Raw genomic sequence first — 14,577 nt, forward strand, 5'->3', positions numbered from 1 at the left:
TGCAATTCATGTTTATTTAAACCCAGATAAAGCAAGAGGCGGATATCTCCGCCCTTAATCATCTGTTACGATTTATTTTCTGATGTTCAATTTTTCGATAATTGAACGATATCTATTGATATCTTTTTTAGTCAGGTAATTTAATAAACCTCTTCTTTGTCCTACAAGCTTTAATAAACCTCTTCTTGAATGGTGATCTTTTTTGTGGATTTTGAAATGCTCTGTTAATTCATTGATTCTATAAGTTAATAGAGCAATTTGCACTTCTGGAGAACCAGTATCTCCTTCTGTTAACTTGTACTCATCGATGATAGCTTGTTTCTTTTCTTTACTTAAACTCATTTTCTTTCCTCCTAAATGTTTTTGTTAAACGCCTCTATCAGAGTATATTGTTGGAGATTCAATAAACACAGATAAAGGTTAAAATTAACAGTATGATTATAACACGACAGTGTATTAAAAGCAAATAAATAATCATTTATTTGCTTTTACATAAAACTTAGATCTTAGAACATAGAACGTACTTCTCCTTAATAGTGGCGATATCATGTTGGATTTGTTTAAACAAATCATTAATATTATTAAACTTTTTTTCTTTTCTTATTCTTTTATAAAAGATTACTTTGATTTTTTCACCGTATATGGTTTCTGAAAAGTCGTAAATATAAGACTCAATTCTAAACGGATGATTCGCAAAGGTAGGATTGTGACCTACATTAGTAAGAGCGTGATATTCTTTACCCTTATATATAACATGAGTGTAATAAACTCCCGGTTCAGGAGTAATTTGATTCCCTTTTACTTCTATATTAGCAGTAGGAAAATTATATTGCCTACCGATTTTTTTCCCTTCAATTACTTCCCCTGAAATGGAAAATTTTCTGCCCATATATTTTTCTACTGCATCCACTTTTCCAGTAGAAATTAAATTTCGAATAAAGGAACTGCTCACCGTTTGACGCTCTACTTGATATTCGCCGACGATGTCTACTTCAAAGCCATGTTTTTCACCTAGTTGACTAAGTAACTGAGGGGAGCCCATACCTTTATATCCAAAATTATAATTAAATCCTACAACTACATGCTTTATATTTAATTGACCAACTAAGATTTCTTCAACAAATCTTATCGGTTCATAATTCATCATTTCTTCAGTAAACTTCAGAAATACTAATTGATCAATATTCATTGTCTCTAAAATTTTGACCTTTTCTTCATTAGATAATATGAGCATTGGAGCATATTTAGGAAAAGCGATCGTCAAGGGATGTCTATTAAAAGTCACAACACAACTATGTAATTTTTTCTCTTCTGCCCTTTTTTTCATTGTTTCAATAAGCATTCTATGACCTAAATGAATGCCGTCAAAGAAGCCTAAGGCTACAGATGTATCAAAATGTAGTTTTGTGTCTTTATTTAATACTATGGACTCCATATTATGTCTCCTTACTAAAAACCTAGATTGTTTCGGTGTATCTGTCTTCATAAGCACGTGGTTACAAGAAAGTGCCTGTGGCACTTTAGTTGCTAGTCATTAGTCACAAGCGTTGGGGTATTCCTTTTGGGTCAAGATCCTTCGCTTACGCTCAGGATGACTGGGCAGGAGCCAATGTCAAAAGTAGGACTTTCCTATTACATTAGAAAAGCCTGTTAGGCTTGATTTATTGGTTCGTAAATAATCTTAAGGGTTTGATTCGATAATAGTCTTTATTTTCCATAAGACCAACCCCTTTAAATTCATCATTTAAGTAAATTCGAACCTTTTCGCAGAGTGGAATATCATTTATATTTTGTACAATATTTTTTTGAATCAAAGGATTTCCATTGAGCAGATACTTTGCTGAAAAAGGTTGCACATCAACTCGAATTAAATGTTCAAGTGGAAAATCCATTGGGTACAAGTGTTGTTTGATCTCTTCTGAGCTTAATGCTTCAAGTTGCTCTAGACTTATGGCTTTATCAAGGTGAAAAGGGCCACTCTTTGTTCGAATCAAAGAGGTCATATGTGCGAAGGTGCCTAACTTTTCTCCAATATCATTGCATAAAGATCGAATATAAGTACCTTTTGAACAGGCAACTCTTATTTTGGCGTTAGGAAATTCAAAATGAAGAAGTTCTATTTCGCGGATGGAAATCTTCCGAGCTTTGATTTCCACTTGTATCTGTTCCCTAGCATATTCGTACAGCTTCTTACCATCTACTTTTATAGCAGAATAAATAGGCGGTACTTGTTCAATCTCTCCAGTAAATAAAAGAAGAGTCTTTTTTAACTCATCCTCTGTGATTATTTTATCAGCTTGTCCTATTATCTGACCTGTTCGATCAAAACTATCTGTCTTAGTGCCAAATGAAAGTTCTGCTACATACTCTTTTTCTTTTTCTACAATAAATTGGGAGATTTTAGTCCCTTGGCCAATAGTAAGGGGCAAAACACCCTCTGCAATAGGGTCTAATGTACCTGTATGTCCAATTTTTTTTGTATGAAGAATTCTTCGAACTTTGTAGACTACATCGTGTGAGGTCATACCTTGTGATTTATTAATACTTATAATTCCGTTCATTGTAAGTCCTTTGCAATATTATGTGTTATATCATTCATGATATCTTTAAGGCTATTGCCCCTTATTGTGCAACCTGCTGCCTTGCTATGTCCGCCTCCGCCGTATATAGTAGCTAGTGTACTCACATCGTAATCTCCATTAGCTCTAAAGGATACGCGAAATAAATTCGGTTCTACTTCTTTAGCAAATACTGCCACTTCAACGCCTTTAATATCTCTTGCGTAATTAATAATGCCTTCTAGATCTACATTGTCGTACTCTTTTAGATCTTCTAAGGACAAAGCTATTACAGATATTCTGTTCTCATGAGTTAAGTACAAGTTTTCTAAGGATTTACCGATAATCTTCATACCCTCATAAGAATTTTGATCAAATATTATAGTATTAATTTTCCAATAAATATCTGAGATTTTATATAATTCAGAAACGATAGCATGGGTTTTATAAGTCACATTACTGTATTTAAAATTTCCTGTATCCGTTACAACTGCCACATACAATGCAACAGCCATATCTTTATCTATAGGGATGGACAGTTTGCATATAAGTTCATAGATGATTTCACCTGTAGCACTTGCAACAGAATCTATATAGTTTAATCCACCATAATTTGTATTGCTAATATGGTGGTCTATATTAATGATGAGGTCACCATTAGATAAATCTTGGCTATTATGTAGATGTGCAATATTTGAACAATCTAAGCATACGACTACATCAAAGTGCTCCGATGCATCTACTTTGAAATTCTTAACCTCATCTAAAAATTCAAATTTTTGAGGGATATCATCCATAATATAAGTGACGGATTTTCCTAGTTTTTTTAATGCTAAGCCTAAGGCAATACAGGAGCCAATAGAGTCTCCATCAGGATTTCTATGGCTACTGATTGCAAAGCTTTGATACTTGTGAATTGCTTTTATAATATGATCCATACTAATTATCCTTATGATTAATCTTGCGAAGTAAATGATCAATATGAACACCGTACTCGATAGAATTATCTAGTTCAAATAAAAGTTCTGGTGTGTAATGAGTTGTCAGGCTCTTGCCAATTTGTTTTCTCAAAAACCCAGCAGATTTTTTAAGGATTTCAAGCATTTCCTTCTTTTTATCAGGGGCATTTTCAAAGATGCTTACAAATACTTTTGCAAAACGTAAATCACCTGTTGCTTCTACTCTGATAATGCTTATCATATCATTATTTAATCTTGGATCTTTCAACTCAAACCGAATATAATGGCTGAGTTCTTGTTTTAGTGTCTCGTTAATTCGCTGTATTCTAGTTGACATAATAAATCTTCCTTATCTAGGGATTTCTTCCATTGTAAAGGCCTCTATAATATCTCCTTCTTTAAGGTCATTGAATTTTTCAATACCTAGACCACATTCGTAGCCTTGAACAACTTCTTTTGCATCATCCTTAAAGCGTTTCAAAGAGGAAATCGAGCCTTCTTGAACAACTATGCCATCTCTTATTACTCTGACGTCGTTATTTCGGGCGATTTTACCATCTGTAATATAAATACCTGCAATTATGCCGATATTAGGCACTTTAAAGGTTTCACGAACTTCTGCAGTACCCACGACTACTTCCTTAAATTCAGGATCTAGCATACCCTTCATAGCTGCTTCTACATCTTCTATTGCATCATAGATTACTCGGTATAACCGAATATCTACTGCTTCTTTTTCGGCTATTTTAGATACATTTGCACCTGGGCGAACATTAAAACCAATGATAATACCATTAGAAGCCGATGCCAATAAAACATCTGATTCAGAAATAGCACCTACGCCATCGTGTATTACATTTACTCGGACCTCATCATTTGTAAGCTTAAACAAGGATTGCTTTAAGGCTTCCACAGAACCTTGACCATCAGCCTTAATGACGATATTAATATCCTTTACGGCCCCCTCTTGTATTTGATTGTATAAATCATCTAATGAAAGTGGAGCGCTCTTTTTAACTTGTTGGTCTTTTAGATAATGTTTTCTCATTTCAGAGACTTGTCTAGCTGTTTTATCATCTTTTACGACATAAAACTCATCTCCAGCTTCTGGCACTTCGGAAAGACCAATAATTTCTACTGGAGCAGATGGACCAGCTGACTTTAATCTTTTCCCTTTATCATTGACCATTGCACGAACTTTACCATAGGTTGTACCAGATACGACAATGTCTCCAATGCGTAATGTACCTGTATTAATAAGCAAAGTTGCTACTGCTCCTCTACCCTTATCTAATTGAGCTTCTACAACGCTTCCCTTTGCTAGTCTCTTTGGATTTGCTTTGAGTTCAAGCATTTCAGCAGATAAAAGGATCATCTCGAGCAGCGTATCAATACCTTCTCCAGTATGAGCAGACACAGGAACACAAATGGTATCCCCACCCCAAGCTTCTGCAATTAATCCATGTTCGGTCAATTCTTGAAGAACTCGGTCAGGATTTGCACTTTCCTTATCGATTTTATTTATGGCTACGATAATCGGCACCTTTGCAGCTTTTGCATGGTTGATCGCTTCAACAGTCTGTGGCATAACGCCATCATCAGCAGCTACTACTAAAATAGCGATATCTGTAATTTGAGCTCCTCTTAAACGCATAGCAGTAAATGCCTCATGACCAGGAGTATCGATAAAGGTAATAGATTCATTGTTTATTTGAACCGTATAAGCACCAATGTGTTGTGTAATGCCACCAGCTTCTCTTGAAGTGACACTTGTATGACGAATAGCATCTAGTAGGGATGTTTTACCATGGTCAACATGGCCCATTACCGTAATAACAGGAGGTCTTTTCATTAGGTCTTTTTCATCATCTTCATCTTCGTATTCTTCTAAGATACTGTGTACTTCTTCTTCCACATTTTCTAATTCTACTTTAATATCTAATTCACTTGCAATGACCTCAGCAGTATCAAAATCGATTTCTTGATTAATGGATGCCATAATGCCTAATTTAATCAAGTGCGTAATAATCTCTGTAACAGAGATATTGATTTTAGATGCAAGATCGCCGACTGTAATTTGTGATGGTAAAAGAATTGTCTCTTCAACTTTAGTTTCTTCTGTTTTTCTTTTTTTATAATCTGTTTTCGTTTTTTTAACTCTTTTACTATTGTCAATTTTTACAGGTGTAACCTTAGGTTTGTTAATGTCTTTCTTTTTGTTTGTGTTGTGCGTTTTCGATGGACTTGCCCCTTTACCTTCATGATTCTTTGTGTTTTTATTTTGATTGCTAAAACCCTTATTATTGTTATTGTTTTTTGCAGAATTATTATGGGTGTTATTCTGACTGTTATTATTATTTTTGGTAGAGTCATTATGGGTGTTATTCTGACTGCTTTTAGTGGCAGTATTTTGGTGCTTTTTATGATTTGCTCCTACCGTTGTTTTATTGTTGTTGTGAGGATCTTTTTTTACATTTTCATTTGCTTTTGACTCATTTGCCTTTTGATCCTTCACCGTATTCACATTATTTTGATGGCTTTTAAAGTATCTCACTTCTTGTTCTGTAAGGGCACTCATATGGTTTTTAGCTGGAATATCCAGATCATTTAACTTTTTTACTAAATCCTTGCTTGAAACATTTAATTCTTTTGCCAAATCATATACTCTTATTTTACTCATCAAATTCCCCCTATCCATTTATAGTTGTTATCATATGATTTTAGTACAACGAAAAAACGCTATTGTTTTTTTCCATTTATTACATCTTCTCTAAGCTTTTCTTTTACTTCTTTTAATACTTCTCGTTTAAAAGTTTTATTTAGCATGTTTGTACTAACTATACTATCAATACAGCTGTCTTTGCTGCATATGTAAGCACCTCTGCCATTGGCTTTTCCTGTTGGGTCGTAAAACAGATCTCCTTCTTTTGTGCTTACTATGCGATTTAAGTCTCTTTTATCAATTTTATCTTTACAGACTATACAAGTTCTTTGAGGTATTTTCTTCATATATAGGCCTCCTTAAAGCTTGAACCTTATTCTAAGTCTAAATCTAAATCGTCAAAAATGGAATCCTCAATATCCTCTAATTTTGCATGTTCCTCATATTGGCTTTTGCTCTTAATATCTATTTTCCAACCTGTCAATTTAGCAGCTAATCGAGCATTTTGACCTTCCTTACCAATTGCAAGAGATAATTGATAATCATCTACAATTACTAGAGCAGATTTATCATTTTCTTTTGCCTCAACCTTTAAAACTTTCGCAGGACTAAGAGCAGTAGAAATATATTCCATTGGATTTTCGCTCCATTTAATTATATCTATTTTTTCCCCATTTAATTCATCTACAATAGATTGAACTCTCGCACCCTTAGGACCAACGCAAGAGCCTACAGGGTCCACATTAAGATCTGATGCGTAAACGGCGATTTTTGTTCTTGAACCAGCTTCTCTAGAAATGGATTTGATTTGAACTGTACCATCAAAGATTTCAGGAACTTCACTTTCAAATAATCTTTTTACTAAACCAGGATGGGTTCTAGAAACGAATACTTGAGGACCTTTTGTAGTTTTCTTTACTTCTAAGATATAAACTTTAATCCTCTTATTTTGAGAATAGTCTTCCCCGAGAATTTGTTCTGTAGGAGCGAGTATTCCTTCCGTTTTGCCAATGTCTATAAACACATTGTTTTTTTCTTTTCTCTGAATAATTCCTGTAAGGATTTCATCTTCTCGTTCAATAAATTCATCGTATACAATGTTTCTTTCTGCTTCCTTTATTCTTTGTACAACCAACTGTTTTGCATTTTGTGCAGCAATACGACCAAAATTCTTAGGTTTTACCTCAACTTCTGCCATATCACCAATTTCGTATTGTTCATTTAATTGCTTTGCTTGTTCATAATTAATTTCTAGCAACTCATCGAACACTTCTTCTACTACTTCTTTTAAGGAAAATACTTTTATTTCTCCATTTTCTCGATTAATATTAATTTTCACATTTTGGCTTGTTCCATAATTTTTCTTATAGGCGGAAGCAATAGCGGCTTCGATTGCATCAATCAGCTCGTCTTTTTTTACTCCTTTTGCCTTTTCCACTTCATCAAGTGCTTGAATAAACTCCTTATTCATCTGTTACCTCCAACTAAAATTCAAAATACAATCTTACCGACGCTACTGATTTCATGGGAATTTCTAATAAACCATGGTCTTCTAGCTCAATAGTCAGTATATCGTCTTTAATCCCCTTATTGATTCCCTTATAATTCTTTGAATTATTTACTGCTTGGTAAAGACTTATTTCAACTTCTCTATCCATATAGCGAATGAAATCTCTTTCTTTTTTTAATGGTCGATCTAAACCAGGTGAAGATACTTCTAAAAAGTAACTTCCGTCAATTGGATCTTTTTCATCTAATATGTCGCTAAGTCTATTGCTAACCATTTCACAGTCATTTAACGTAATACCGCCATCTTTGTCAATATAAACGCGTAAATACCAATTTTGACCTTCTTTTTTATATTCAACATCCACTAATTCAAAATCATATTCATCAGTAATTGGTTTTGCAAGGTCGAATACTACTTCTTCTGTTTTGATTTTTGCCATAGAAACCTCCATCTAAACAGTAAAGAGTGGGATGCTCCCCACTCTTTACATGAATCGATACTTTCTTTTGTCTTATTATATCATATCATTAATTATATGCAAATTCAAGGAATATTATGCCTTCTAAATTCAGTCGCTAGCTCTGGAGTATTCCTATTAGGTCAGTCCCTAGTCATTAGTCACTAGCTTATGGCTACCATTGGTAGCCTAAGTGCTAGAGTCTAGCGACTAGAGACTAGCATTCAAAGTATAGCCTCTAACGCGTAAAGTCCAACGATTATTAATTAAAGACTGAATAAAGATATTTGGTTGGTGTCTGGCAAGAAGTTAATGGCTCCGTGTTTGCTTAGGACATCTATATTTGATTTACTGATTTTACTTCTTCTTTGCAAATCTTCTATAGAGAGAAACGGTCCTTCTTCTCTTGCTTCGTACAGATTTTGTGCTGCCTTTTCTCCAATCCCCTCTAGTCCATTAAAAGGTGGGAGTAGTTTATCTTCTTTGATAAGGAATTTATTAAAATGCGATTCCATTAAATCAACAGGCAAAAATCCAAATCCCCTACAGTACATCTCTAAAACCAATTCTAAAACCGTTAGTTTTGATTTTTCTTTTGTCGTAGCATCATTACCTTTATCTCTAATCATTTTAATTTCTTTTCTTACAAACTCTTTTCCTTGTACAGCTACGTGGGCGTCAAAATCTTCTCCTCGTATTGAAAAATAGGTTGCATAATAAGCTAATGGATAATGAACTTTAAAATATGCAATACGAAAAGCCATCGTTACATAAGCTGCTGCATGAGCTTTTGGGAACATGTACTTAATCTTTTGGCAAGAATCAATATACCAATCTGGCACATCGTGTTCCTTCATAATTATAATATCTTCTTCCGTCAGTCCTTTACCTTTACGAACCTTTTCCATTATTACAAAGGCAGTTTTAGGTGGTAGTCCCTTTTGCATAAGATAAATCATAATACTATCTCGAGTGTTAATAACGTCTTTAATCGTACAAGTTCCTTCTTGAATAAGGGTTTGAGCATTACCAAGCCAGACGTCTGTACCGTGAGACAAGCCAGAGATCCGAATTAGATCGGCGAAAGCCGTTGGCTTTGTGTCTAGAAGCATGCTTTGAGTAAAGCTTGTTCCAAATTCTGGTATTCCATAGGTACCAAGAGGAGATCCCATATCTGGATCTTCCAATTTAAGTACTTCATTTGAAGTAAATATGCTCATGGTTTCTTTATCGTCCAGGGGAATGTTTGTTGCATCTACTCCTGTTAAATCCTCTAACATGCGTATAACAGTAGGGTCATCATGTCCAAGAATATCTAATTTAAGAAGACGACCACTTATAGAATGATAGTCAAAGTGGGTAGTAGTAATAGTAGAATTTGTATCATCAGCAGGCCTTTGAATAGGACAAAAATCAAATATATCTTTATCTTCAGGTACAACCATGATGCCCCCTGGATGCTGACCAGTAGTCCTTTTTATACCTGTACACCCTGCCACTAACCGATCAATTTCTGCACCGGTAACCTGCTTACCTGTTTCTTCTAAATAATGAGCCACAAAGCCATAGGCTGTTTTTTCAGCAACAGTACCTATTGTACCAGCCTTAAAAGTTTTACCTTCTCCAAAGAGTTCTTCTGTGTATTTGTGGGCGATTGGTTGATAATCCCCAGAGAAGTTTAAGTCGATATCAGGCTCTTTGTCTCCATCAAAACCTAAGAAAACTTCAAAGGGAATGTCAAAGCCATCTTTATGATATTTTGCCCCACAGCTTGGGCAGTCTTTGTCTGGTAAATCTGGTCCGACACCGTATTGACTGCTGTCAAGGAACTCTGAATTCTTACACTGAGGGCAGACATAATGAGGCGGTAGTGGGTTTACTTCTGTAATATTGCTAAATGTAGCAACTAAAGATGAACCAACAGAACCTCTTGATCCTACTAAATATCCATCATCATTTGACTTCTTAACGAGTCGTTGGGCTACCAAATAAAGTACAGAATAGCCATTTTTAATGATAGAAGTCAGCTCTCGATCTACTCTTTTAGCTACAGCTTCAGGAAGTGGGTTTCCGTATTTTTCATAGGCATTGTTCATTACCATGTCTGTAATCTCTTGATCAGAACCTTCTATTACTGGAGGAAAAGTACCATCAGGGATCGGCAAAATTTTCTCTATTGCATCTGCCACCTTATTCGGATTTGTGATAACTACTTCTTTTGCAGTATCTTGATCTAAATAATAGAATTCATCCAACATTTCTTGTGTAGTTCGATAATATAATGGTGGTTGGTTTTCTGCATCACTAAAACCTTGACCATGCATCAGGATGCGTCTAAAATACTCATCATGAGGATCTAAAAAGTGCACGTCTCCAGTAGCAACTACAGGTTTTGAGCAGTTTTTTCCTAATTGAATGATTTTTTTATTGATATCAATTAAATCCTCTACTGAACTAACGATATTCTTATCAATTAGAAATTGATTATTGCCTAAGGGCTGAATTTCTAAATAATCATAAAAATTCGCAATATCTTCAATCTCTTCATTGGAAGCTTCTTTTAAAATGCTCTGAAACAATTCCCCGCTTTCACAAGCAGAACCAATAATTAAACCTTCCCTATACTTAGCTAGGACACTTTTTGGTATTCTGGGCCTCTTGTAAAAGTATTTTAAATGAGCCATTGATACTAATTTGTATAAATTCTTAAGTCCAGTATTATTTTTGACTAAGATAATAATGTGATAGGTATCCATCTTTTGAATGGCTAGCTCATTATCAAAGACCTTATCAATATCATTAGCTCTACTAGCGCCTTTGTCTTTACAGGTTTTAAGCAGTTGAATAAAGACCTTTCCTGTAGCCATAGCATCATCTACTGCTCGATGATGGTTTTCTAAATTGATTTTATAGTATTTTGTCAACGCCTTTAAATTGTGTCTACTGATTTCTGGAATGGCATTTCGGGCAAGAGAAAGGGTATCAATTGCTGAAAAGTCTTTTGGCATATTACAAATATGACAAGCCTTCTCTAAAAAGGATAGGTCAAATTTTGCATTATGAGCCACTAAAATATAATCCTGGCAAAAATCCAAAAACTTAGGAAGTACTGCTTCGATAGTCTCTGCATTAGCTACCATGCTGTCCGTAATTCCCGTTAGCTCAGTAATCTTCATAGGGATCTTTTCTTTGGGTTTGACAAAGGAGCCAAAGGTTTCAACAATTTGATGATTGTGAACCTTTACGGCCCCTATTTCGATGATTTCATTTTTTCTAGAAGATAGACCTGTTGTTTCTAAATCAAAGACGATAAATGTACCATCTAGATTTCCATCTTTCTTACCCCACTTGGCACTTTTTTTATCATCAACGAGATAGCCCTCTAAGCCGTAAATCATTTTAATGTCTTTTCCCCTAGTGTACTCCATAGCCTCAGGAAAGCCCTGTAAAACTCCATGGTCTGTAATGGCTAAGGCTTTATGCCCATAAGACAAGGCTTTTTTCACTGCTTTTTCAATTTTGGCTACAGAGTCCATAGCACTATACTGACTATGCAGGTGAAGTTCTACTCGTTTTTCTTCTGCATTATCTGTCTTAATCTGTATTTGCGCTTCTTCAATGCCATTGGCCATAAAAACGTATTCTCTGGCAAAAGTATCGTACTCAACTCTTCCCATTACTTTTAGCGCACTAGCTCCTTTTATTCTTTCTAATGTTTCATCCCTTTTGTCCTGCAGAATAAAAAATTTAACAGTCATAGAACTTGTATAGTCTGTGATGTTAAATATAATGATGGCTTTATTATTCTTAATATCCTTGTAATCTACTTTAAAGACAGTTCCTAATATAATAGATTGCTCATCTGGTGCGCAATCTACAATTTTTATAGCATCTGAGGTAATTCGCTTTCCGAATATGACCTTATCCGCACTCCGTCCTGGAGATGCTTTTTTATTGTTTGTACTAAAAGATTCTTTCGAAATCTGTACTTTTAAATTCTCTTTTTCTTTTTGAATTTCTTGGGCCATATCTTCAATTTTACCTTTGTATACAAACTTAAATTGTAAATTTACTGAATCTGCTTCTCTCAAATAATTATGAATCTGCTGACATATATCCGATTGAGTTAAATCTTCAAAATCTTCTTTAAGAAAAATTGGTATTTCAATAATATTTCCTTTAAGAGACCAATTGTTCTTTGGTAAGAATACTTCGGGATGTTTGCTACGGATAACCTGTTTGATAAATTCTTTTTTTCCAGATAGATACTCTTTTATAGAATTTTGACTGTTTGCATTCTTAAATTCTACACATTTTAAGCCTGGAAACGTGCTTATCAAATCACTTTCAAGAGATTCTTTATCAAATTTCGTTGGATCTTCTATATGTAATATCCATTTACAACTAGTAGGGTTTACTTCTACTTTTGTGATTTTAATTGGACAAGAATTTAGTATTTCACTTAGTGGATTCGAATGATTTCCCAATTTATTACCTCCTAGAATGCTTATATAATGTATGACTAGTAGGACTTCATCTTATCTCTGATTCTACCTGAGTGTTTATATAGTATATTTTTTTCTCTTCAGATATTCTTTTAAGCAATGCGATATAGTCTAAACTTTTATTGATTCGCAAGGTAAACTCAGCATCCTCTTCATTATAACGTAAGGATAAAAGCTGTAGACTCCTTTTATCCAAGTATTGAAACAAGGTTTCAACGCTAAAATCATCTGTATATTTTATATGAAATAGATATACTTCATAAGTATTTTCGTATTTATATTGTACTTTTCCAAATATCTTTAAAGTAATAAAAACAGTTAAGGTAGAGATGGTACTTAGTTCATAATAGCCTCCACCTACTACAAGGCCAATACATCCTACGGCCCATATGCTTGCAGCAGTAGTGAGACCTTTTACTGTAAAGCCCTCTCTTAGAATCGTTCCAGCTCCTAAAAAACCAATTCCACTGATAACTTGAGCACCTAGACGGCTAGGATCCATATTAGACAAACTACTATAGTCTCGAAACATCATCAAGCCAGCTATCATTACAGTAGTAGCTCCAATAGAAACTAAAATGTGAGTGCGAAAGCCTGCTGGCTTCTTTGTATACTCTCTTTCAAAGCCAATAAAACCACTTAATACTACAGAGAGCACAAGTCGTATAGTCATATCTGTGATCGTTAAATTCATATAGACCCCCCTTTTCAACCAATATGCGACTCACAGCACAATGAATAGTTAACAATATATAAAGATTGAATAAAATATCGCATATTTGTACTGTTCAATGATCAATGTTCACTATTCATTTTTAATTGAAGGTTTTATATTTAATAATCCATTAAAACCAAAAATAATCCAGTTACAAATTATGAATTTCCTTTAACACTTCAGCCACAACATCTTTTTCATCTACAGTACGGAGTATTTCCCCTTTTTTAAATAATACAGCTTTATTTTTACCACCTGCGATGCCAATATCGGCGTCTCGTGCTTCTCCCGGACCATTTACTACACAGCCCATAACAGCTACTTTTATATTCTTTCGAATATGTTTGCACTCTTTTTCAATCTTCTCTGCAATTTCCATTAAGTTAATTTCTGTTCTTCCGCAGGTAGGGCAAGAGATAAACTCGATTCGAGATTTTTCGAAAATGCCTAAGGATTTTAAAATCTCTTCGCCCACGTTAATCTCATTTACTGGATTAGACGTCAAGGAAACCCTCAAAGTATCTCCAATACCATGATATAATAAAATCCCTAAACCTACTGAAGATTTTACAGAACCTATATTGTAGGTACCTGACTCAGTAATCCCGATGTGAAGGGGGTAGTCGTACTTTTGACTAAATATTTTATAAGCCTCTACAGATAATAGCACATCTGATGACTTAATGGAGATTACAATATCTTCAAAATTTAGGTTTTCTAGTATTTCAATATGCCTTGAAGCACTTTCCACAAGACCTGCTGGTGTGACCCCATTATATTTTTCATAGAGATCCCTTTCTAAGGAACCAGAATTTACACCAATTCGAATGGGTACACTTCTTTTTTTTGCTTTTTGCACAATTTCTTTAACTTTAGATTCATCGCCTATATTTCCTGGATTGATTCTTAGTTTATCAACGCCACTTTCTAGTGCTGTAAGGGCTAGATGATGATCAAAATGAATATCTGCAACTAATGGAATAGATATAGACTTCTTAATCTCCTTAATAGCTTTTGCTGCTTCTTCATTTACTACAGCTACTCTTACAATATCACAACCGGCATCTTCTAATTCTTTTATCTGATTTACAGTAGCCTTTACATCTCTTGTATCCGTCTTCGTCATACTCTGTATAGCGATGGGATTATTTCCTCCAATAGTGATCTCTCCAACTCGAACTTCTCTAGTTTTCTTTCGCGTAATCAATCAA

12 protein-coding genes are annotated in these 14,577 nt (G+C 34.6%); all 12 read right to left on the reverse strand.

Features of this window, described 5'->3' with window-relative positions; translation table 11 throughout:
* Positions 1-72: 72 nt before the first annotated feature.
* On the reverse strand, positions 73-342 hold the full coding sequence (rpsO, locus tag DES36_RS11755; protein WP_113921397.1) for a 30S ribosomal protein S15: 270 nt from the start codon (positions 340-342) through the stop codon (positions 73-75).
* Between the two features lie 157 nt (positions 343-499).
* Positions 500-1,435: a bifunctional riboflavin kinase/FAD synthetase gene (locus tag DES36_RS11760; protein ID WP_170128284.1), complete on the reverse strand. Its 936-nt coding sequence runs from the start codon at positions 1,433-1,435 to the stop codon at positions 500-502.
* Between the two features lie 226 nt (positions 1,436-1,661).
* Entirely contained in the window at positions 1,662-2,561 is a 900-nt protein-coding gene (truB, locus tag DES36_RS11765) for a tRNA pseudouridine(55) synthase TruB (RefSeq protein ID WP_113921399.1), read from the reverse strand.
* A complete protein-coding gene (locus DES36_RS11770) occupies positions 2,558-3,496 on the reverse strand; it encodes a DHH family phosphoesterase (protein ID WP_113921400.1) in 939 nt (312 codons plus the stop codon). The genes truB and DES36_RS11770 overlap by 4 nt, the downstream gene beginning before the upstream one ends.
* A 1-nt stretch (position 3,497) precedes the next feature.
* Positions 3,498-3,854, reverse strand: coding sequence for a 30S ribosome-binding factor RbfA (rbfA, locus tag DES36_RS11775; protein WP_113921401.1), 357 nt, complete (start codon positions 3,852-3,854; stop codon positions 3,498-3,500).
* A 12-nt stretch (positions 3,855-3,866) separates the two neighbouring features.
* Positions 3,867-6,197 carry a translation initiation factor IF-2 gene (gene infB, locus DES36_RS11780; RefSeq protein ID WP_113921402.1) on the reverse strand — a complete coding sequence of 777 codons (2,331 nt, stop codon included), beginning with the start codon at positions 6,195-6,197 and terminating at the stop codon, positions 3,867-3,869.
* 59 nt (positions 6,198-6,256) lie between these two features.
* The gene (gene rnpM, locus DES36_RS11785; protein ID WP_113921403.1) at positions 6,257-6,526 is read right to left on the reverse strand and encodes an RNase P modulator RnpM; all 270 of its coding nucleotides are present in this window, start codon (positions 6,524-6,526) and stop codon (positions 6,257-6,259) included.
* A gap of 26 nt (positions 6,527-6,552) precedes the next feature.
* Positions 6,553-7,650, reverse strand: a complete 1,098-nt coding sequence (gene nusA / locus DES36_RS11790) for a transcription termination factor NusA (protein ID WP_113921404.1) — start codon at positions 7,648-7,650, stop codon at positions 6,553-6,555.
* Between the two features lie 13 nt (positions 7,651-7,663).
* Positions 7,664-8,128, reverse strand: a complete 465-nt coding sequence (gene rimP, locus DES36_RS11795) for a ribosome maturation factor RimP (RefSeq protein ID WP_113921405.1) — start codon at positions 8,126-8,128, stop codon at positions 7,664-7,666.
* Between the two features lie 284 nt (positions 8,129-8,412).
* Positions 8,413-12,633, reverse strand: a complete 4,221-nt coding sequence (locus tag DES36_RS11800; RefSeq protein ID WP_170128285.1) for a PolC-type DNA polymerase III — start codon at positions 12,631-12,633, stop codon at positions 8,413-8,415.
* 46 nt (positions 12,634-12,679) lie between these two features.
* A complete protein-coding gene (locus DES36_RS11805) occupies positions 12,680-13,345 on the reverse strand; it encodes an MgtC/SapB family protein (protein ID WP_113921407.1) in 666 nt (221 codons plus the stop codon).
* A 172-nt stretch (positions 13,346-13,517) separates the two neighbouring features.
* Complete coding sequence (gene ispG, locus DES36_RS11810) at positions 13,518-14,570, reverse strand: flavodoxin-dependent (E)-4-hydroxy-3-methylbut-2-enyl-diphosphate synthase (RefSeq protein ID WP_113921435.1); 1,053 nt, start codon at positions 14,568-14,570, stop codon at positions 13,518-13,520.
* Between the last annotated feature and the right edge of the window lie 7 nt (positions 14,571-14,577).

This window comes from Alkalibaculum bacchi (assembly GCF_003317055.1).
GTDB classification, from domain to species: domain Bacteria; phylum Bacillota; class Clostridia; order Eubacteriales; family Alkalibacteraceae; genus Alkalibaculum; species Alkalibaculum bacchi.

Coding starts and splice junctions, on each gene's coding strand:
- rpsO (WP_113921397.1), bottom strand. CDS start 342: ATGAGTTTAAGTAAAGAAAAGAAACAAGCTATCATCGATGAGTACAAG.
- DES36_RS11760 (WP_170128284.1), bottom strand. CDS start 1,435: ATGGAGTCCATAGTATTAAATAAAGACACAAAACTACATTTTGATACA.
- truB (WP_113921399.1), bottom strand. CDS start 2,561: ATGAACGGAATTATAAGTATTAATAAATCACAAGGTATGACCTCACAC.
- DES36_RS11770 (WP_113921400.1), bottom strand. CDS start 3,496: ATGGATCATATTATAAAAGCAATTCACAAGTATCAAAGCTTTGCAATC.
- rbfA (WP_113921401.1), bottom strand. CDS start 3,854: ATGTCAACTAGAATACAGCGAATTAACGAGACACTAAAACAAGAACTC.
- infB (WP_113921402.1), bottom strand. CDS start 6,197: ATGAGTAAAATAAGAGTATATGATTTGGCAAAAGAATTAAATGTTTCA.
- rnpM (WP_113921403.1), bottom strand. CDS start 6,526: ATGAAGAAAATACCTCAAAGAACTTGTATAGTCTGTAAAGATAAAATT.
- nusA (WP_113921404.1), bottom strand. CDS start 7,650: ATGAATAAGGAGTTTATTCAAGCACTTGATGAAGTGGAAAAGGCAAAA.
- rimP (WP_113921405.1), bottom strand. CDS start 8,128: ATGGCAAAAATCAAAACAGAAGAAGTAGTATTCGACCTTGCAAAACCA.
- DES36_RS11805 (WP_113921407.1), bottom strand. CDS start 13,345: ATGAATTTAACGATCACAGATATGACTATACGACTTGTGCTCTCTGTA.